Genomic DNA, 16,759 nt, shown 5'->3' on the forward strand with positions numbered 1-16,759 from the left:
TGGATAACCATGCGTGCTCGGGATGCAGCGCAAAGTGGTCACCGGATGATCATCGGAAGGCGGGTGAGGAGCACCATGCGACCGGCTGTGCCTACATGCCGGCGGGGGGCCTTCTACCCCCGTTGTCGCGCGCTCCGGGGCGCGTAGGGCCCGCGGAGCCTTGAACGCGCCGCCACGCCACGGCCTCCAGCGCTTCGGCCGACGCCGGGGCGAGCGTTCGGGCGGCGAGGATCGGCAGCACCGACAGGCCCCGGAGCGTGGAGCGGGGCATGCCCACCGAGCTGCCTGGCACGAACGGCACCCGGCGCGAGGGCGGCCGGAGTGGGCGGGGGAGGTTGCGTCCGAGGAGGATGAAGCGCACGGTGGGTCCGTGAAACCGGACGATCCACTGCCCCGGGCGCTGGCGGAGGCGCTCGATGAGTTCGGGCGGCATCTGCGGGCGGAACGGGACCTGTCGCCGCACACGGTCCGCAACTACCTCGCCGACCTCGCCGACCTGTTCGCGTACGCGGCGCGGGTGGGGATCACCGGCCCCGGCTCGATCGACGTCGAGCTGCTGCGGGGCTGGCTGGCCCGCCAGCACGCGCTCGGCCGGGCGCGCTCGACCCTGGCCCGGCGGACGGCCGCGGCCCGCGCCTTCACCGCGTACGCGCACCGCCGGGGACTGCTCGGCGAGGACCCCGGGCGGTTGCTCGGCACCCCCCGGCGGACCCGCCCGCTGCCCAGGGTGATGCGCCAGGACGAGGCCACCGCACTGCTGGACGCGGTGGTGCCGGCCGACCCCGTCGGGTTCCGGGACCGGGCGGTCCTCGAACTGCTGTACGCCACCGGGATCCGGGTGAGCGAGCTGTGCGGGCTGGACGTCGACGACCTCGACCGGGACCGGGCGGCGGTCAGGGTACTCGGCAAGGGCGGCAAGGAGCGGGTGGTGCCGGTGGGAGCGCCCGCACTGCGTGCCGTCGACGCCTGGCTGACCGCCGGCCGGCCCGCGCTCGCCGGCGAGCACAGCGGCCCCGCACTCTTCCTCGGCTCCCGGGGTGGCCGGCTGCACCCGACCAGCGCCCGGCGGCTGGTGCACGCCCGGATCGCCGAAGCCGGCGACGACCTGCCCGACCTCGGCCCGCACGGGCTACGGCACACCGCGGCCACCCATCTCCTTGAGGGCGGCGCCGACCTGCGCAGCGTCCAGGAGATCCTCGGCCACGCCTCGTTGCAGACCACCCAGCTCTACACCCAGGTGTCGGCCGAGCGGCTCAAGCACGTCCACCGCCAGGCCCACCCCCGCGCCTGAGGGAAGCCCCCGGCCCCGCCGTTCGAGTCGGCTCGCCGGCGCGGGGAGACCGATCCCATGCCCGATCCCATGCCCGGGCCCGATCCGGCTGCGGACGTGGGTCAGGCCGGCGGGCGGCGGCGGACGCGTTCGCGGCGCAGGTCGATGACGTCCGGCGGAAGGCGGCGCCGGCCCGGAGTTCGCCGCCGGGTGAAGGCCAGGCCCAGCCCGACGAGCAGCCCCGCGACCATGCCGCCGCCCGCCGCCACGGTCGTGTACCCGCCGGCGGGAGACGTTCCGGCGGCCGGGCGGGCCGCGGGAGCGGGCCGGCCGGGCGGCTGATGCGGTGGCCAGCGTGGCAGCAGCCTGACACGGCCGTGCACCAGGGAGAGCGGGTCGAGATAGCTCCGGCCCCGTAGCAGGCCCCAGTGCAGGCATGGCACCGGGCAGTGCCGGCCCGGCGCGCCGAACCCGCCTGGCCCGCCTGGCCTGTCCGGCTCTGCCACCCGGCCGAGGGGTTGCCCGGGCGCCACCCGTTGCCCGGCCCGCACCGAGGCGTCGACCGGTAGGTAGGTGGTGCGCAGTTCCCCGTGCGTGATCGCGACCACGCCCTGCCCGGCCAGCCGCGCCGCGTAGGAGACCAGGCCAGGGCCGGCGGCGTGCACCGGCTGCCCGGGCCGGGCGGCCAGATCGACTCCCCGGTGCCCGGGGAGCCAGGGCTCCGGCGGCGCGGAGAACCCCCGGAGGACGACCGGAACCGGCCGCAGCGGCCACTGCCAGGACACGGGCTTGTCGGGTGCGGGTGCGGGTGCGGGTGCGGGTGCGGGTGCGGGTGCGGGTGCGGCCCGCGCGGCGGGCGCGCGGGGGCCCGACCCGCCGGGGGCGGGCGCCTGGGCGTGGTGGGCGGCGAGGACGGCGGCGCAGAGCAGGGCGAGGAGAGCCATGGCCTCAGCGTGTGCCCCCGCCCGCCGCCCAGGGCAGCCCGCGCGGCGATTGTGGATAACCGTGGCCGAGCGGTTGATTCCCCGTCCCGCCCGGTCATCCCATAGACTTGGGTGTACGGCCGCCGGAAGTGTCATCAGACGCGAACGATCGGCCGAATTCATGTGCCCGCCCGCCGCCGAGTCTCTGGCGCGGGTGGCCAGGTGGGGCAGACCCACCCGGCCACCCGGCAGAGCAGGGCGGGGCTCATCTCTCGGTCCGCGACCCTGTCGCGGCGGGGTGTGCCCGGGCACAGGCGGACAACCGAGACATGGCCCGCACCGGGCCGGACAGGAGTACGGGCATGGCACCCGTCGTCACGATGCGACAGTTGCTGGAGAGCGGCGTTCACTTCGGCCACCAGACGCGGCGCTGGAACCCGAAGATGAAGCGCTTCATCTTCACCGAGCGCAACGGCATCTACATCATCGACCTGCAGCAGTCGCTGTCCTACATCGACCGCGCCTACGAGTTCATCAAGGCGACGGTCGCGCACGGCGGCACGATCCTGTTCGTCGGCACCAAGAAGCAGGGCCAGGAGGCCATCTCCGAGCAGGCGACCCGGGTCGGCATGCCCTACGTCAACCAGCGCTGGCTGGGCGGCATGCTCACCAACTTCTCGACCGTCCACAAGCGGCTCACCCGGCTCAAGGAGCTGGAGGAGATCAACTACGACGACGTCGCGGGCTCCGGCATGACCAAGAAGGAGCTCCTCGGCCTCAAGCGCGAGAAGGACAAGCTCGAGCGCACCCTGGGCGGTATCCGCGACATGGCGAAGGTCCCGAGCGCCGTGTGGATCGTGGACACCAAGAAGGAGCACATCGCCGTCAACGAGGCCCGCAAGCTGGGCATCCCGGTGGTGGCGATCCTCGACACCAACTGCGACCCCGACGAGGTCGACTACCCGATCCCGGGCAACGACGACGCCATCCGCAGCGTCAGCCTGCTGACCCGGGTGGTCGCCGACGCGGTCGCCGACGGCCTGATCGCCCGCGCCGGCGCGGCGTCCGGCGGTGACGAGAAGCCGGCCGCCGCGGGCGCCGCCGCGGCCGAGCCGCTGCCCGAGTGGGAGCGCGAACTGCTGGAGAGCAACAAGGAGGCGGCGGAGGCCCCCGCCGCGGAGGCCGGAGAGGCCACGGAGACCGCTGAGGTCGCGGAGGCCGCTGAGGTCGCGGAGGCCACCACGGAGGCCACCACGGAGGCCACCACGGAGGCCGAGGCGCCCGCCGAAGCCGAGCAGGCCTGACCCCATGCATGGCGGCGGCCGCCTCGGGTGAGGCGGCCGCCGGACCGCGAACACGAAAGAGACAACAGCGATGGCGAACTTCACCGCCGCGGACGTCAAGCGGCTCCGTGAGCTGACCGGCTCCGGCATGATGGCCTGCAAGAACGCGCTCACCGAGGCGGAGGGCGACTTCGACAAGGCCGTCGAGTTGCTGCGCCTCAAGGGCGCCAAGGACGTCGGCAAGCGCGCCGAGCGCACCGCCGGCAACGGCCTGGTCGTCGAGCACTTCAACGGTTCCGGCGACGGCGCGCTCCTAGAGCTCAACTGCGAGACTGACTTCGTCGCCAAGAACGAGCAGTTCATCGAGCTGGCCGGCAAGATCGTCGAGTTCGCCGCCCGGAGCGGCGCGGCCGACGCCCCGGCCCTGCTCGGCGCCGAGATCGAGCCCGGCAAGACGGTCCAGGCGCTGATCGAGGAGAACAGCGCGAAGATCGGCGAGAAGCTGGAGCTGCGCCGGTTCGCCCACTTCCAGGGTGCCTACGTGGCCAGCTACCTGCACAAGTCCGACCCGTCCCTGCCGCCGACCACCGGTGTGCTGGTCGAGCTCGACGCTGAGAACCCCGAGGTCGCCAAGGACATCGCGCAGCAGATCGCGGCGATGGCCCCCAAGTACCTCACCCGGGACGACGTCCCCGCCGAGGCGATCGAGAAGGAGCGGGCGCTCGCCGAGCAGATCACCCGCGACGAGGGCAAGCCCGAGCAGGCCATCCCCAAGATCGTTGAGGGTCGGGTCAACGCTTACTTCAAGGACTTCGTCCTGGTCGAGCAGGCGTTCGTCAAGGACAACAAGAAGACGATCGCCAAGGTCCTCCAGGAGGCGGGGGTGTCGGTTCGCCGGTTCGCCCGCTTCAAGGTGGGACAGGCCTGAGACCGCAGGCCGGAAAAGCAGACGACGAGGAGGCCGCCGCCGTGCAGGAGAACCCGAACACTGACACGCCGGCGGCCCCTTCGCCGCCCCGGGCGGGCTGGCGGCGGGTGCTGCTCAAGCTCTCCGGTGAAGCCTTCGCCGGGCCCGAGCCGCTCGGCATCGACCCGTCCGTGGTGCAGCACGTGGCCAAGGCGATCGCCGAGGCCGTGCGCGAGGGCGTGCAGGTCGCCGTGGTGTGCGGCGGCGGCAACATGTTCCGGGGCGCGCAACTGTCCGAGCGGGGCATGGACCGGGCCCGCGGCGACTACATGGGCATGCTCGGCACCGTGATCAACTGCCTGGCGCTCCAGGACTTCTGCGAGAAGCTCGGTCTCGACACCCGGGTGCAGACCGCGATCACGATGGGTCAGGTGGCCGAACCGTACATCCCGCGCCGGGCCATCAGGCACCTGGAGAAGGGGCGGGTCGTGATCTTCGGTGCGGGTCTCGGCCAGCCGTTCTTCTCCACCGACACCTGCGCCGCACAGCGGGCGCTGGAGGTCGGCGCGGACGCGGTTCTCAAGGGAACCCAGGTCGACGGGGTCTACGACGCCGATCCACGGAAGAATCCCGAAGCGGTGAAATTCGACCGGTTGGACTACGGTGAGGTGCTACGCCGGGAACTGAAGGTCATGGATGCCACGGCCATCAGCCTCTGCATGGACAACGGGCTGCCCATCGTGGTCTTCGACCTGATGGGCCAGGGGAACATCCTGCGGGCCGTCCGGGGTGAGAAGATCGGCACCCTGGTCAGCCCGGCCAACGACTGATCTGGCCGAATTCAGGGTCGGACGGGTCCGGCAGCGGCCCGGCGACGACAGAGTGTGACGGGAGCCGAAGTGATCGACGAGATCCTCCTCGAAGCCGAGGAGAAGATGGAGAAGGCGGTCGCGGTCGCCAAAGACGACTTCGCCGCGATCCGCACCGGCCGGGTCACCCCCGCGATGTTCAACAAGATCACTGCGGAGTACTACGGGACTCCGACGCCGATCAACCAGCTCGCCTCGTTCACCCTGCCCGAGCCGCGCATGGTCATCGTGCAGGTCTTCGACAAGTCGTCGATGGCGGCGGTGGAGCGGGCGATCCGCGACAGCGACCTCGGCGTGAACCCGTCCAACGACGGCAACGTCATCCGGGTGGTCTTCCCCGAGCTGTCCGAGGAGCGCCGCAAGGAGTTCATCAAGGTCGCCGGCGGCAAGGCCGAGGACAGCAGGGTCTCCATCCGCAACGTGCGGCGCCGGACCAAGGACACGCTCGACAAGCTGGCCAAGGACGGCGAGGCCGGTGAGGACGAGGTCAGGCGTGCCGAGAAGGAACTCGACGACGCGACGCACAAGTACGTCGCCAAGATCGATGAACTTCTCGAGCACAAGAAGGCCGAACTTCTCGAGGTCTAGGAGTTGGCGCTGGAGTCCGGCCCGGCACCCGACGAAGAGGTGCCGCCGGCCGATGAGACGAGGCCGGACGCCGTGACCAAGCGCGGGGGTCGCAACCTGCCCGTCGCCATCGGCGTCGGGGCGGGCCTGGGCGCCCTGGTGCTGGTCACCGTCTACACCGTCGAACAGATCTTCCTGGCCGTCATGGTGCTCTTCCTGGGCATCGGCCTGCAGGAGCTGACCCGGGGCTTCGCCGCCCGTGACATCCGGGTGCCGCTGGCCCCGGTCGGCGCGGGCCTGGTCGCCACCGTCGTCTGCGCGTACCTCCTCGGCCCCGCCGGGCTGGTCGGCGCGTTCGCGCTGACGGTGCTCGTCGCGCTGGTCTGGCGGATGCCGGCCGGTGCCGAGGGCTATGTGCGCGACTCCACCGCGACCGTGTTCGCGGTCACCTACATCGCCTTCATGGCGGGCGTCGTCGCGCTGCTGCTCGCCCCCGCGGACGGCGCCGACCGCATTGTGATCTTCATTGCGGTGACGGTGTTCAGCGACATCGGCGGGTTCTTCGCCGGGGCCTTCCTGGGGCGGCACAAGATGGCGCCCACCATCAGCCCGAAGAAGACCTGGGAGGGCTTCGCGGGCTCCGCCTTCTCCTGCATGCTGGTCGGGGCGATCCTCGTGCCCTGGCTGCTCGACGGCGGCGAGGTCTGGCAGGGCGTGATCGTCGGTGCGGCGGTGGTCTGCTCGGCGACGCTCGGCGACCTGATCGAGTCGATGCTCAAGCGGGACCTCGGCATCAAGGACATGGGCACGCTGCTCCCCGAGCACGGCGGGGTGATGGACCGCCTGGACTCGTTGCTCGCCACCGCCCCGGTGGTGTGGCTGTTGCTGGAACTGTTCGTCCCCGCGGTCAGCTGACCACCCATTCGCGGCCCTGCCGGGCCAGCCTGCGGATCAGGGCGTCCGAACCCTCGGCCTTGGCGTAGCGGCGTTCCTCGTCGGTGATCGGCACCAGCCAGAGCCAGCGGACCGGATCGCCGCCCACGGTGAACCCGGTCAGGTCGGGCCCCAGCGGGCCGGCCAGCCGGCCGGGTTCGTCGAGCAGCAGCACGCCCGCCCAGTCGGAGCCGAGCGGGAACGTCCGCGGCTCGTGGTACCACTGGACGACGTCGCCCGGGGCGAACCAGGTCACCGACCGCCAGGGGTACTGCGCCAGCCACGGGAAGATGCTTCCCGCGCGCTGGCTGGGCAGCCGGACGGCCACCGCCAGCTCGACCCGCGCGTGCGGCGAAACGTCGTCCTCGTACAGCTCCACGGTGGGCATCCGCTGGCAGCTCATGCCGATGGTGCTGAGCACGGTGAAGTCGCGGTCGCCGCGGGGCGGCCGCTCCGAGACGCCGACCACCGGCACCGGCGCCGCGTCGCCCCCGTCGAAACCGCGCCCGACGTCGTGCCAGTAGTAGCCGCCGGGCCCCAGCCGGCCCAGCAGGTGCCCCAGCGCCGACTGCTGGAACCCGCCCCAGGCCGCCTGGTCGGCCCGCCACCCCCAGTACTCCCGCGACTGGCGGATGCGCTGCTCGAACTCCTCCAGGTCCTCGTCCAGCGGGAACGCGAACGGGGTCTGCGCGGTGGCGTCACGGCTGTAGCCGGGGATGCCCCGGGCCATGTCGGACCAGCATGGGAGCACGCACAGCGGCTCACCCGACTCCAGCACGGCGACGCCGTCGCCCTCCTCGAACCAGACCACTTCGAGGGTCTTGGGGTCGAGGGGAGGCCGCCCCTGGGGGTGCTTGGTGCGGGTCACCGGCATCGTCGGCGCGAGACCGGCGTTCAGCCGGGCCAGGTCGAGCCCGGGCAGGGCGGACCGGTGGTTGGCGATCCAGACCGCGCCGAGCACGGTGTCGCGCGCGTCCCGCAGGTACGCCGCGGTGGTGACGCCGTCGCTCTCGACCACGAGCCGGCGGCTCCGGTACGGGCTGGTCACATTGAGCAGAACCTTCGGTGCGACCTGTGATGAAGGTGATCCCCGACGCAGAACCGGCATGAGCGAGACCCTAGTGGGCCCGGCGCCCGGGCGCACGGCGACGGCATGTCCCGCGGTGCGCGACACTGGGAGGACCATGTCTGCTCCGCTCACCTTCGTCGCCCCGCGCCGCGCCAAGCCGCCGCGCCATCTCGCCGACCTCACCTCCGCCGAGCGCCGGGAGGTGGTGGCCGGGCTGGGGGAGAAACCGTTCCGCGCCGACCAGCTGTCCCGGCACTACTTCGCCCGGCTGGTGGACGACCCGGCGGAGATGACCGACCTGCCGGCCGCGGTGCGCGACCGCCTCACCGCGGAGCTGCTGCCGCGGTTGCTCACCTCCGTCCGGGAGCTCACCAGCGACCGTGGCATGACGCGCAAGATGCTGTGGAAGGCCTTCGACGGCACCCTGATCGAGTCGGTGCTGATGCGCTACCCCGACCGGGCGACCATGTGCGTGTCGTCCCAGGCGGGCTGCGGGATGAACTGCCCGTTCTGCGCGACCGGCCAGGCCGGGCTGACCCGCAACCTGTCCACCGCCGAGATCGTCGAGCAGGTCGCCGCCGGGGCCCGGGTGCTGGCCCGCGGCGAGGTCGCGGGCGGTCCGGGCCGGGTTTCCAACATCGTCTTCATGGGGATGGGGGAGCCGCTGGCCAACTACCGGGCCGTGCTCGGTGCGGTGCGCCGCATCACCGACCCGTCCCCGGACGGGCTGGGCATCTCCCAGCGGTCGGTGACGGTCTCGACGGTCGGCCTGGTTCCGGCGATCGAGAAGCTGGCGGCGGAGGGGTTGTCGGTCCGGCTGGCGGTGTCGTTGCACGCCCCCGACGACGAGTTGCGCGATGAACTGGTGCCGGTGAACAACCGCTGGAAGGTCCGCGAGGTGCTCGACGCCGCCTGGGCGTACGCGGACCGTACCGGGCGGCGGGTGTCGATCGAGTACGCCCTGATTCGTGACATCAATGATCAAGCGTGGCGCGCAGACCTTCTTGGGCGGCTATTGCGCGGACATCTCGTGCATGTCAACCTCATTCCGTTGAATCCGACGCCGGGTTCGAAGTGGACCGCCTCACGGCCGCAGGACGAGCAGGAGTTCGTCGCGCGGCTGGAAGCCCAGGGCGTGCCGGTGACGGTCCGCGACACCCGGGGGAGGGAGATCGACGGCGCCTGCGGTCAGCTGGCCGCCACCGAGAAGTGAGGAGCCACGTGGCCGCGCACCCCGACCCGGAAGCCGAGGCCGCCCGCTGATGCCCCGCTTCCCGGTGGTGCTGCGAGGTTACGACCGCGGTCAGGTCGACGCGGCGCTCGACTTCATCGAGCGCTCGGTGCGCGATGGCGGGGCGATCACGGCGGACCAGATCGGCCGGGTCCGCTTCGACGTCGCGGTACGCGGCTACGACCAGCGATCGGTGGACGACTGCCTGCGCGAGTGGGAGCTGCGGCTGCGGTCGGCCGGACCTCCGCGGCCGCCCGGACGGACGCAGATCCGCTCGCTGGCGGCCTGGGTCGAGGGCATCCGGTTCTCCGGGTCGGGGATGCGCCCCGGTTACGACCCGCGCGAGGTGGACGACTTGCTCGACCGGGTGCTGGCGGGGCTTTCCGCCGGGGGGCCGCCGGTGGCTGCGCACGAGGTGTCCGGATGCGTGTTCCGGCGGGTGAGGTTCGGCTACGGCTACGACGAGCAGGAGGTCGACCACTTCCTCGACCGGCTCGCCGCGGCCCTCGATGAACTGCGGCTGCACGGACACTGAACGCCTCGTTGCCAACAGTCCGCGGACGGTTGTCCACAGAAGGTCACGGGGTCTGGTCACGGCGGGTTCCACGGGGGACGCTACCGCGTATGGAATGGATCGTCGCTCAGCGCCACCGACTGCGCTCCCTGTTCGGTTCCTTCTTCGGTCCCGAGGTCGTCACCGCCGTCCTGGAACTCGCCCGCCCCGCCCTGCGGCTGACGGCGGCCCGTGCCGCGCCGCTCACCGGCACCAGACTGGGCGGCGACCCCGTGCTGCCCGCCGGCGCCGACTGGCCGAGTTGGGCGGGCCGGCCCCTCGATTTCCTCGGAGTGATCGACTTCGCCGAACTGGCGGCGGTGCTCCGGCTGCCGGAACTGCCCGCCGCGGGCTCGGCGGCGTTCTACTACGCCGCCGGGACGCCGCGGCCGTGGGGCGACGATCCGGCCCAGCGCGACGGCTGGCGGGTCGTCGTCGGCGGCGGGCTGGAGCGCACCGGGAGCGCGGCCGGGCCCGTGTTGCCGCTGAGCGCCGAGCCCTTTCTCTCCCTGCCCGCGCCGCAGGAGCCGGTGCTCGCCCGGCTGGAAGCCGACTACGCGGGTGTCCTGCCGGTGTACGAGCAGTTGTACGCGGCCTGGGCGCAGTTCGTCTGGCCGGACGAGCCGATGCACCAGGTGGGCGGCTGGCCCGCGCTGGTGCTGCCCCCGATGACCGAGGACGATCGTAGCCCGCTGCTCCAACTCGACTCCGACGAACGGCTCGGCTGGCATTGGGGCGACCCTGGCCGGATCTTCTTCCGCATCCGCGAGAACGAGCCCGTCGATCACGCCTGGCTCACCCTCCAGGCCCGCTGACCGGTCGCTCTGGCCGCCCCGGTCGCTCTGGCCGCGCGAGACGGCCGGGGCCGGCCGGGAACGCAGGGAATGCAGGGTACGGAGCGCGCGCGTGACCCGGAAGAATGACGGCCATGGGACGGGACGAGACGGCACCGTGCGTGTTCTGCGAAATCATCGCGGGCGAGCGGCCCGCGCACCTGGTGCTGGAAGCGCCCGACGCGGTGGCCTTCCTGGACGCCCGGCCGCTGTTCAAGGGGCACACGTTGCTGGTCCCCAGGGAACATCACGAGACGCTGCCCGACCTGCCGCCGGACCGGGTCGGCCCGTTCTTCCAGCACGCCCAGCGGCTGTCCCGGGCGATGGAGGACACCCTCGGGGCGGCCGGCTCCTTCGTGGCGATGAACAACCGGGTCAGCCAGAGCGTCCCGCACCTGCACGTCCACATCGTGCCGCGGGAACGCAAGGACGGCCTGCGGGGCTTCTTCTGGCCCCGGCACCGCTACGCCGACGGCGCCGAGGCCGCCGGCTACGCCGCACGGCTGCGCGCCGCACTCGCCCACTGAGCGCGGAACGGGCCGGGTGCGGTCAGGCGCCGAGGACGGCGGTGAGGGCTTCGGCGGCGCCCTCGGTCAGCGGCGGCGGGGTGGTGGCGGCGGAGTGATGGAGCTGGGCCGCGTGCTCGTACAGGTCTCGTTCGGCCCGGTCCAGGACGGTGCAGAGGATGTACTCGGTCACCGACCAGCCCAGCAGTTCGGCCGCCCTCCGGACGATGAACTCCTGCTCTTCGGTCAACTCGAACGCGAGGTGAGCGGACGGGGGAAGGTTCTGGTGAGCAGACACGGACACGCCGGTCTCCTTCCTGACAGAAACTTCAAGCTACGTCGGGCGGTGTGCCCCGGCATCCCCACTGAGAAGGAATGTGTGGCCACTCCCCAGAGTGATGCCCGAGATGTTCGGGTCGTACCAGGGACTGGCCAAGCCCGCTCTACCCGACGACGATGTCTTTATGACCGATGACGGCGTTGTGTTTGCCGAGTGCACCGAGATTGATGACGACACCTTCGACCGTTTCTACCGGGAAGTGCTGGAACCGGCGTTCCCGCCCGCTGAGCTGAGCGGCCTGGAGGAGATGCGGGCCGCCTTCAGGCTGCCGCTGCCGGGCTGCTTCGGCATGGTCGCGTTAAACGATGGCGAGCCGATCGGCGGCGCGCTGGGCGAGTACTCGGCGTCCAGCGGCGTGCTGCTGCTGGCCTACCTGGCGATCCGGCCAGGGATCCGCGGCGGCGGGCTGGGCGGCCGGTTGCTCGGCCGCGCGCTGCCGTGCTGGCGCGAGGCGACGAAGCCGGTCGTGACCCTCGCCGAGATCGAAGACCCGCGCTTCCACCGAGGAAGCGAGGGGCATGGCGACCCGACCGCCCGGGTGCGGTTCTACGAGCGGCACGGCGCCAGGGTGCTGCCGCTGCCGTACTTCCAGCCGTCGCTGGGCGCCGGTTTGCCGAGGGTCCGCGGGATGCTCCTGATCTGCCTGGACCCCGAGCAGACGGCGGTGCCCGCAGACGCCCTGCTCCGCTTCTTGGACGAGTACGTGGAGCAGTGCGAGGGACCCGAGGCGGTGCGCTCCGACCCCGAGTACGGAAGGTTGCGCGACCAGCTGTCCGGCGGGCCGGTGGAGGTCCCCCTGTGGCCCCTCGCCCGGGCCGGGGAGGTGCCTTCCGCGACCGGCGAGTGACCGGCGAGTGACCAGGGAGTGCGGTCAGTCCGGGGAGAGATCCTCGGCACCGAAGATCATCGAGGAGACCTCCAGGTACAGCTGCTCGGGGTAGGGCATGAAGTTCACGTTCCGCAACGCCTGGTCCTGCCCGGCCGACTCCACGACGAACTCGCCGTAGCCGAGCGTCCGGCCGGCCAGGGAGCGCTGCAACAGGATGTCGTCGACCTTGCCCAGCGGCATCATCGCCACCCGGCGGTTGAGCACGCCGCTGAGCAGCATCACCCGCTGGTCGGTGACCACGAAGAACTCGATCGACCAGACGATCACCCGCCACAGCAGCCGGCCCACCAGGATCAGCCAGAGCCACCAGATGTACGGGAAACCCATGGAGCCGATGACGCCCGCCAGGATCAGCCCGCCGACGACCTCGGCGACCGGGGCCAGCAGCACCGCCGGATGCCGGCGGACGGCGATGACGTGCTCCTCGTGCGACATCAGGTACCGGTCGAGTGCCCGCGACGTGGAGTCGCGGACCACCATCATGTCCTGCATGTTCATGTGCACGCGCCCTCGGGACGGCATGGTCGGGCCGCCTCCACCGTAGCCCACCCGGCTCCGGCTGGGGCGTCACCCGATGGGAAGGGAGTCACCCCGTGCGGCGGCCGTGCCGCCCGACCGGATCGAGTGCTCGACCAGCGTGATGAGCACCTCCTTGGCCGACTCGCGCCGCCGCACGTCGCACAGGACCACGGGCACGTGGACGTCGACGTCCAGCGCCGAGCGGATCTCCTCCAGCCGGTACCGGCGGGCGCCGTCGAAGCAGTTCACCGCCACGATGAACGGCGTGCCGCGCCGCTCGAAGTAGTCGATCGAGGCGAAGCTGTCGTTGAGCCGGCGGGTGTCGGCCAGCACGACCGCGCCGATCGCCCCCAGCGACAGCTCGTCCCACATGAACCAGAAGCGTTTCTGTCCCGGCGTGCCGAACAGGTAGAGCGCGACGCCGTCCCGGAAGGTGATGCGGCCGAAGTCCATGGCGACGGTCGTGGTCGCCTTGTCCTCCACCCCGTCGAGGTCGTCGATCCCGACCCCCGCGTCGGTGAGTACCTCCTCGGTGCGCAGCGGGCGGATCTCGCTGACCGTCCCGACGAGGGTGGTCTTGCCCACCCCGAACCCGCCGGCCACCAGGATCTTCAGGGTGACGCGGGGGCCGTCGGTGGCAGGGTCATAGGGCGCGGAGGTCATCGAGCACTCTCCTGAGCAGGCGCTGGTCAGGGTGGGCGGTGGACGAGGTCGGCTGGGGCTGGATCCGGAGCAGCCCCTGGTCGATCAGGTCACCGACCAGGACGCGGACCACACCGATCGGCAGGTCCAGGTCGGAGGCGAGGTCGGCGAGGGCTTGTGGCCGGCCGCACAGGGCCAGCAGGCGCTGCCGTTCGGGTGTCGTGCGGGTGGTGTCCGTGACTGCGAGGCCGGTCCCTACGACGATGGCGACGACATCGAGCTGGACGCCGGTGGTGGGCCGGGTCCGGCCACGCGTCATTGCATAAGGCCGGACGACGGGCCCTGCCGCGTCGTCTACCCAACGTTCCTCTCGACGGTTCATGATCGGTCATTCGGCGCCGGCGGGACGCGGAGCAGCGGACAGATGCCGCCGGACCCGTGTGACCAGCCTGGCCATCTCGTAGGCGACCAGGCCGGCGTTGGCCCCCGAGTCACTCAGCAGGGCCAGGCAGCTGCCGGAGCCGGCGGGCACCACGAAGAACAGCCCGCTCTCCATCTCGACGAGCGTCTGGCGCACCTCTCCGGACTCGAAGTGCTCCCGGGCGCCGTTGGCCAGGCTGAAGAACCCGGCGGCGAGGGCGGCCAGGTACTCGGCGTCGTTACGCTCGACGCCGCTGGACGCGCCCATCACCAGCCCGTCCCTGGACAACACCACGGCCTTGCGGACCTCGCCGACCCGGTCGATCAGGTCGTCCAGCATCCAGCTGAGCTCGTTCACTGCCCGCGACTGCGTCACGAGTCACCCCATTCTCGTCCCGGTCCATGCGGGATCTCGTCGTCGTTCTCGTCTTCGCGGCCGCGCAGCCACCCGTTCTGCAGTGCGGCCATCAGGTTCTGGCTCTCTTCGGCCGGGCGCTCCTGCGGCCCGGTCTCCTCCTGGGCGGACGGGGACTCGCGGAGCTGGGGGGCCAGGTTGGCCTGCCGGACCCGGCGCGGCAACCCGCCCTCCGTCGGTTCGGGCGCCTGCACGGACGCCGGAGCGGTGCGCTCCGGGGCGGTGCCGGGGCCGAAGATCGGGGTGACCGGGGCAGCTTCCCGGAACTCGCCGACCGGGTGGGGGCCGTTCCCGGACCCGGCGGACGGGTCCTCCTGAGGTTGGAACCAGGGCCGCCGGTCGGACTGGTGGGGCAGGGGCGGCCCGGAGGCCGTCCGGTCGGGCTCGAAGTCCGCGGGCCGGGAGGCGGTCCGGTCGAGCTCGAAGTCCTCTATCTGCGCCACGAGCCGGCTCGGGATCAGCACGACCGCGGTGGTGCCACCGTACGCCGACGGCTGGAGCGACACCTGGATACCGTGCCGGGAGGCGAGCTGGGCCACCACGAACAGGCCCAGCCGGTCGCTGTCGGCCAGGTCGAACTCCGGCGGGCGGATGAGCCGGGCGTTCAGCTCGGCGAGGTCCTCGGGGGTCAGCCCGATGCCCCGGTCGATCACGTCGATCGCGAACCCGTTGGCGACTGTCTCGCCGCGGACGAGGACCTCGGTGGGCGGCGGCGAGAAGGCGGTGGCGTTCTCGACCAGCTCGGCGAGCAGGTGGATGACGTCGGCGACCGCCGAGCCCTCCAGCGCGGCTCGGGAGGAGGAGGCCACCTCCACCCGGGTGTAGTCCTCGACTTCCGCGACCGCGCCGCGCAGTACGTCGACGAGCAGGACCGGCTTGCTCCAGCTCCGGCTGGACGGGGCGCCGGAGAGGATGACCAGGCCCTCGGCGTGCCGCCGCATGCGGGTGGTGAGGTGGTCGAGCCGGAACAGGTCCTCCAGCGCCTCCGGGTCGGTGGTGCGGCGTTCCATCGAGTCGAGCATGCGGAGCTGGCGGTGCAGCAGCGACTGGCTGCGCCAGGCCAGGTTGAGGAAGATCCGGCTGATGCCCCGGCGCAGGTGTGCCTCGCCGACGGCGGTCTCGACCGCGGTGCGCTGCACCTGGGAGAACGCGTCGGCGACCCGGGCGATCTCGGTGGTGCCGCCGACCTCGAGCCGGGGCGCCTCGGCTTGGACGTCGACGGCCTCGCCGCCGCGGAGCCGGGCGACGACCCCGGGCAGCCGGTTCTCGGCCAGGTCGCGGGCGGCCCCCTGGAGACCGGTCAGCTCGCGGATCAGCCGCCGGCCGAACAGCACCGACAGCAGGACCGACATGACGACCGCCAGCAGCCCGAACCCGGCGGCCGCGATGAGCTCGTACTGGACCCGCTGCGCGACGGGCTCGGTCTCCTTCTGCTGGCTGACGATCGACTGCCGGGAGATGTTCGCCCAGGCGGTGGTGAGCTTGAGCGAGGCCGGCTGCCAGCCCGCCGCCTCGAGGGGCAGCCGGCTCTGGCGCGGCGTGTTCACGATGGCGTCCTCGATCGCCCGCAGCCGCGCCAGGTCGGGCGACTGGCTCAGCTGCCGTGCCAGGACGCCCTGCTCGGAACCCAGCTCGCCGAGGGCGGCGGAGAACAGCAGCCGCTGCGTGCCGACCCACTGCACGAGGGCGCTGTGGTCGGCGACGGTCATCCGGCCGCCACCGGCCTGGATGGCAGTGATCAGCGCGTTCTCGCGTTGCAGGTGGTCGAAGGCGAAGCCCAGGGTGACGAGCGCCGACCCCTGCTTCTGGAGCCGCACGTCGGTGGAGACCGTGATGCTGCGGAAGAGCTGGTTCAGGCCGTCGACGGCCGCGTTGTAGCCGTTGATGGCGGCCAGCGGGGTCAGCTGGCGGGCGTCCACCGCGGACCGGAGCGTGGGCACCCGGTCGAGCAGCGGGACCAGATCGTCGATGTGGGACGGGGGGATGCCGCCCAGGTGTTCCTTGTTCTCGCCGGTCAGCGCGGTCCGGCGGAAGGCCGCCAGGGCCGCGTCGGACTTGGCGCGCTGCTGTTCGAGCTCCCGGGTGCCCATCCGGCCCCTGGTGCCGAGGACGAGGGCGGACAGTGAGCGTTCCACCTGCAGGCTGGCGGTCATCTGCCGGGCCGGGTTGCCGAACCGCTCGATGATGCGGTCGATGGAGCGCTTGTCGAGGGCCGCGTCGAGGGTGAGGGAGGCCGCGAACGCCCACAGCGCCAGCAGGGAGACCAGCGGGATCACCAGGAGCCCCACGATGCGGAGCCTGATCGAGCGGACCCTCCCGCGCCGTTGGCGGGGCGGCCCGGCGGGGGGCAGGGCCGGCGCGGAGCCACGGCGGATCCGGGCCAGGGACATGCGGGTCACGCTCCTTTGATCGGTTCGCGGCTCGGGCCGCGGCGGGCTCGTCACGTGGGCTCGCCGCCCCGCTCCGGCACGGCCAGCCGCAGCTGGTAGGACACCAGGGTCACCGCGTCGGTGTGGCCGTGGCGCGCCTGCCACGGTTTCCGTCGGCGGTCGCGTGACAGCGGGCGGAGGCCCGGGTGGGCCTGAGTACC

General features: G+C 72.0%; 19 protein-coding genes. 11 read left to right on the forward strand and 8 right to left on the reverse strand.

Annotation, left to right across the window (positions count from 1 at the left end; translation table 11 throughout):
• The first annotated feature begins 370 nt into the window (after window positions 1-370).
• Window positions 371-1,291, forward strand: a complete 921-nt coding sequence (locus tag DPM19_RS25465; protein ID WP_111870542.1) for a tyrosine recombinase XerC — start codon at window positions 371-373, stop codon at window positions 1,289-1,291.
• Window positions 1,292-1,392: 101 nt separating this feature from the next.
• Here the strand turns inward: DPM19_RS25465 and DPM19_RS25470 are convergent, their stop codons facing one another.
• A complete protein-coding gene (locus DPM19_RS25470; RefSeq protein ID WP_199485276.1) occupies window positions 1,393-2,214 on the reverse strand; it encodes a murein hydrolase activator EnvC family protein in 822 nt (273 codons plus the stop codon).
• Window positions 2,215-2,555: 341 nt separating this feature from the next.
• Here DPM19_RS25470 and rpsB point away from each other — a divergent pair, with 341 nt between their 5' ends.
• The 5 genes from rpsB to DPM19_RS25495 all read left to right on the forward strand — a co-directional run bounded on the left by rpsB (window position 2,556) and on the right by DPM19_RS25495 (window position 6,734).
• Window positions 2,556-3,497 (forward strand): 30S ribosomal protein S2, encoded by a 942-nt coding sequence (rpsB, locus tag DPM19_RS25475; protein WP_111870543.1) that lies wholly within the window; start codon window positions 2,556-2,558, stop codon window positions 3,495-3,497.
• Window positions 3,498-3,567: 70 nt separating this feature from the next.
• A complete protein-coding gene (tsf, locus tag DPM19_RS25480) occupies window positions 3,568-4,404 on the forward strand; it encodes a translation elongation factor Ts (protein ID WP_111870544.1) in 837 nt (278 codons plus the stop codon).
• A 41-nt stretch (window positions 4,405-4,445) separates the two neighbouring features.
• Window positions 4,446-5,213, forward strand: a complete 768-nt coding sequence (pyrH, locus tag DPM19_RS25485) for a UMP kinase (RefSeq protein ID WP_111870545.1) — start codon at window positions 4,446-4,448, stop codon at window positions 5,211-5,213.
• 69 nt (window positions 5,214-5,282) lie between these two features.
• Window positions 5,283-5,840, forward strand: coding sequence for a ribosome recycling factor (gene frr / locus DPM19_RS25490; RefSeq protein WP_111870546.1), 558 nt, complete (start codon window positions 5,283-5,285; stop codon window positions 5,838-5,840).
• A 3-nt stretch (window positions 5,841-5,843) separates the two neighbouring features.
• Window positions 5,844-6,734, forward strand: coding sequence for a phosphatidate cytidylyltransferase (locus tag DPM19_RS25495; RefSeq protein ID WP_233510743.1), 891 nt, complete (start codon window positions 5,844-5,846; stop codon window positions 6,732-6,734).
• Here DPM19_RS25495 and DPM19_RS25500 read toward each other — a convergent pair.
• Window positions 6,727-7,800, reverse strand: coding sequence for a suppressor of fused domain protein (locus DPM19_RS25500; protein ID WP_325050284.1), 1,074 nt, complete (start codon window positions 7,798-7,800; stop codon window positions 6,727-6,729). The genes DPM19_RS25495 and DPM19_RS25500 overlap by 8 nt on opposite strands.
• A 136-nt stretch (window positions 7,801-7,936) precedes the next feature.
• Between DPM19_RS25500 and rlmN the strand changes: the two genes are divergently transcribed.
• From rlmN to DPM19_RS25520, 4 genes are all read left to right on the forward strand, one after another.
• Window positions 7,937-9,034, forward strand: a complete 1,098-nt coding sequence (rlmN, locus tag DPM19_RS25505; protein ID WP_111870548.1) for a 23S rRNA (adenine(2503)-C(2))-methyltransferase RlmN — start codon at window positions 7,937-7,939, stop codon at window positions 9,032-9,034.
• A gap of 49 nt (window positions 9,035-9,083) precedes the next feature.
• Window positions 9,084-9,587 (forward strand): DivIVA domain-containing protein, encoded by a 504-nt coding sequence (locus tag DPM19_RS25510; RefSeq protein ID WP_111870549.1) that lies wholly within the window; start codon window positions 9,084-9,086, stop codon window positions 9,585-9,587.
• An 89-nt stretch (window positions 9,588-9,676) separates the two neighbouring features.
• Window positions 9,677-10,420: a DUF1963 domain-containing protein gene (locus DPM19_RS25515; protein ID WP_111870550.1), complete on the forward strand. Its 744-nt coding sequence runs from the start codon at window positions 9,677-9,679 to the stop codon at window positions 10,418-10,420.
• A 113-nt stretch (window positions 10,421-10,533) separates the two neighbouring features.
• Window positions 10,534-10,965: an HIT family protein gene (locus tag DPM19_RS25520; protein WP_111870551.1), complete on the forward strand. Its 432-nt coding sequence runs from the start codon at window positions 10,534-10,536 to the stop codon at window positions 10,963-10,965.
• 22 nt (window positions 10,966-10,987) lie between these two features.
• Here DPM19_RS25520 and DPM19_RS25525 read toward each other — a convergent pair whose 3' ends face one another.
• On the reverse strand, window positions 10,988-11,248 hold the full coding sequence (locus tag DPM19_RS25525; protein ID WP_111870552.1) for a type II toxin -antitoxin system TacA 1-like antitoxin: 261 nt from the start codon (window positions 11,246-11,248) through the stop codon (window positions 10,988-10,990).
• Between the two features lie 160 nt (window positions 11,249-11,408).
• On the opposite strand from DPM19_RS25525, the gene DPM19_RS25530 reads away from it, so the two are divergent.
• Window positions 11,409-12,131 carry a GNAT family N-acetyltransferase gene (locus DPM19_RS25530; RefSeq protein WP_158566888.1) on the forward strand — a complete coding sequence of 241 codons (723 nt, stop codon included), beginning with the start codon at window positions 11,409-11,411 and terminating at the stop codon, window positions 12,129-12,131.
• 24 nt (window positions 12,132-12,155) lie between these two features.
• Here the strand turns inward: DPM19_RS25530 and DPM19_RS25535 are convergent, their stop codons facing one another.
• The 5 genes from DPM19_RS25535 to DPM19_RS25555 form a co-directional block, all read right to left on the reverse strand.
• A complete protein-coding gene (locus DPM19_RS25535; RefSeq protein ID WP_233510746.1) occupies window positions 12,156-12,671 on the reverse strand; it encodes a PH domain-containing protein in 516 nt (171 codons plus the stop codon).
• A gap of 69 nt (window positions 12,672-12,740) precedes the next feature.
• Window positions 12,741-13,355, reverse strand: a complete 615-nt coding sequence (locus DPM19_RS25540; RefSeq protein ID WP_111870554.1) for a GTP-binding protein — start codon at window positions 13,353-13,355, stop codon at window positions 12,741-12,743.
• Window positions 13,336-13,653, reverse strand: a complete 318-nt coding sequence (locus DPM19_RS25545) for a DUF742 domain-containing protein (protein WP_233510748.1) — start codon at window positions 13,651-13,653, stop codon at window positions 13,336-13,338. Before DPM19_RS25545 ends, DPM19_RS25540 begins: the two co-directional genes overlap by 20 nt.
• Before the next feature lie 69 nt (window positions 13,654-13,722).
• Window positions 13,723-14,094 carry a roadblock/LC7 domain-containing protein gene (locus DPM19_RS25550; RefSeq protein WP_111870615.1) on the reverse strand — a complete coding sequence of 124 codons (372 nt, stop codon included), beginning with the start codon at window positions 14,092-14,094 and terminating at the stop codon, window positions 13,723-13,725.
• Window positions 14,095-14,126: 32 nt separating this feature from the next.
• On the reverse strand, window positions 14,127-16,559 hold the full coding sequence (locus DPM19_RS25555; RefSeq protein WP_111870556.1) for a sensor histidine kinase: 2,433 nt from the start codon (window positions 16,557-16,559) through the stop codon (window positions 14,127-14,129).
• Window positions 16,560-16,759 lie beyond the last annotated feature (200 nt).

Origin of the sequence: Actinomadura craniellae (genome assembly GCF_003289645.1) — a bacterium.
Classification (GTDB): domain Bacteria; phylum Actinomycetota; class Actinomycetes; order Streptosporangiales; family Streptosporangiaceae; genus Actinomadura_D; species Actinomadura_D craniellae.

Excerpts from the sequence above, each read along its gene's own strand:
- DPM19_RS25470 (WP_199485276.1), bottom strand. The coding sequence starts at position 2,214 with ATGGCTCTCCTCGCCCTGCTCTGCGCCGCCGTCCTCGCCGCCCACCAC.
- rpsB (WP_111870543.1), top strand. The coding sequence starts at position 2,556 with ATGGCACCCGTCGTCACGATGCGACAGTTGCTGGAGAGCGGCGTTCAC.
- tsf (WP_111870544.1), top strand. The coding sequence starts at position 3,568 with ATGGCGAACTTCACCGCCGCGGACGTCAAGCGGCTCCGTGAGCTGACC.
- rlmN (WP_111870548.1), top strand. The coding sequence starts at position 7,937 with ATGTCTGCTCCGCTCACCTTCGTCGCCCCGCGCCGCGCCAAGCCGCCG.
- DPM19_RS25510 (WP_111870549.1), top strand. The coding sequence starts at position 9,084 with ATGCCCCGCTTCCCGGTGGTGCTGCGAGGTTACGACCGCGGTCAGGTC.
- DPM19_RS25515 (WP_111870550.1), top strand. The coding sequence starts at position 9,677 with ATGGAATGGATCGTCGCTCAGCGCCACCGACTGCGCTCCCTGTTCGGT.
- DPM19_RS25520 (WP_111870551.1), top strand. The coding sequence starts at position 10,534 with ATGGGACGGGACGAGACGGCACCGTGCGTGTTCTGCGAAATCATCGCG.
- DPM19_RS25530 (WP_158566888.1), top strand. The coding sequence starts at position 11,409 with ATGACCGATGACGGCGTTGTGTTTGCCGAGTGCACCGAGATTGATGAC.
- DPM19_RS25535 (WP_233510746.1), bottom strand. The coding sequence starts at position 12,671 with ATGAACATGCAGGACATGATGGTGGTCCGCGACTCCACGTCGCGGGCA.
- DPM19_RS25540 (WP_111870554.1), bottom strand. The coding sequence starts at position 13,355 with ATGACCTCCGCGCCCTATGACCCTGCCACCGACGGCCCCCGCGTCACC.
- DPM19_RS25545 (WP_233510748.1), bottom strand. The coding sequence starts at position 13,653 with ATGACGCGTGGCCGGACCCGGCCCACCACCGGCGTCCAGCTCGATGTC.
- DPM19_RS25550 (WP_111870615.1), bottom strand. The coding sequence starts at position 14,094 with ATGCTGGACGACCTGATCGACCGGGTCGGCGAGGTCCGCAAGGCCGTG.
- DPM19_RS25555 (WP_111870556.1), bottom strand. The coding sequence starts at position 16,559 with ATGTCCCTGGCCCGGATCCGCCGTGGCTCCGCGCCGGCCCTGCCCCCC.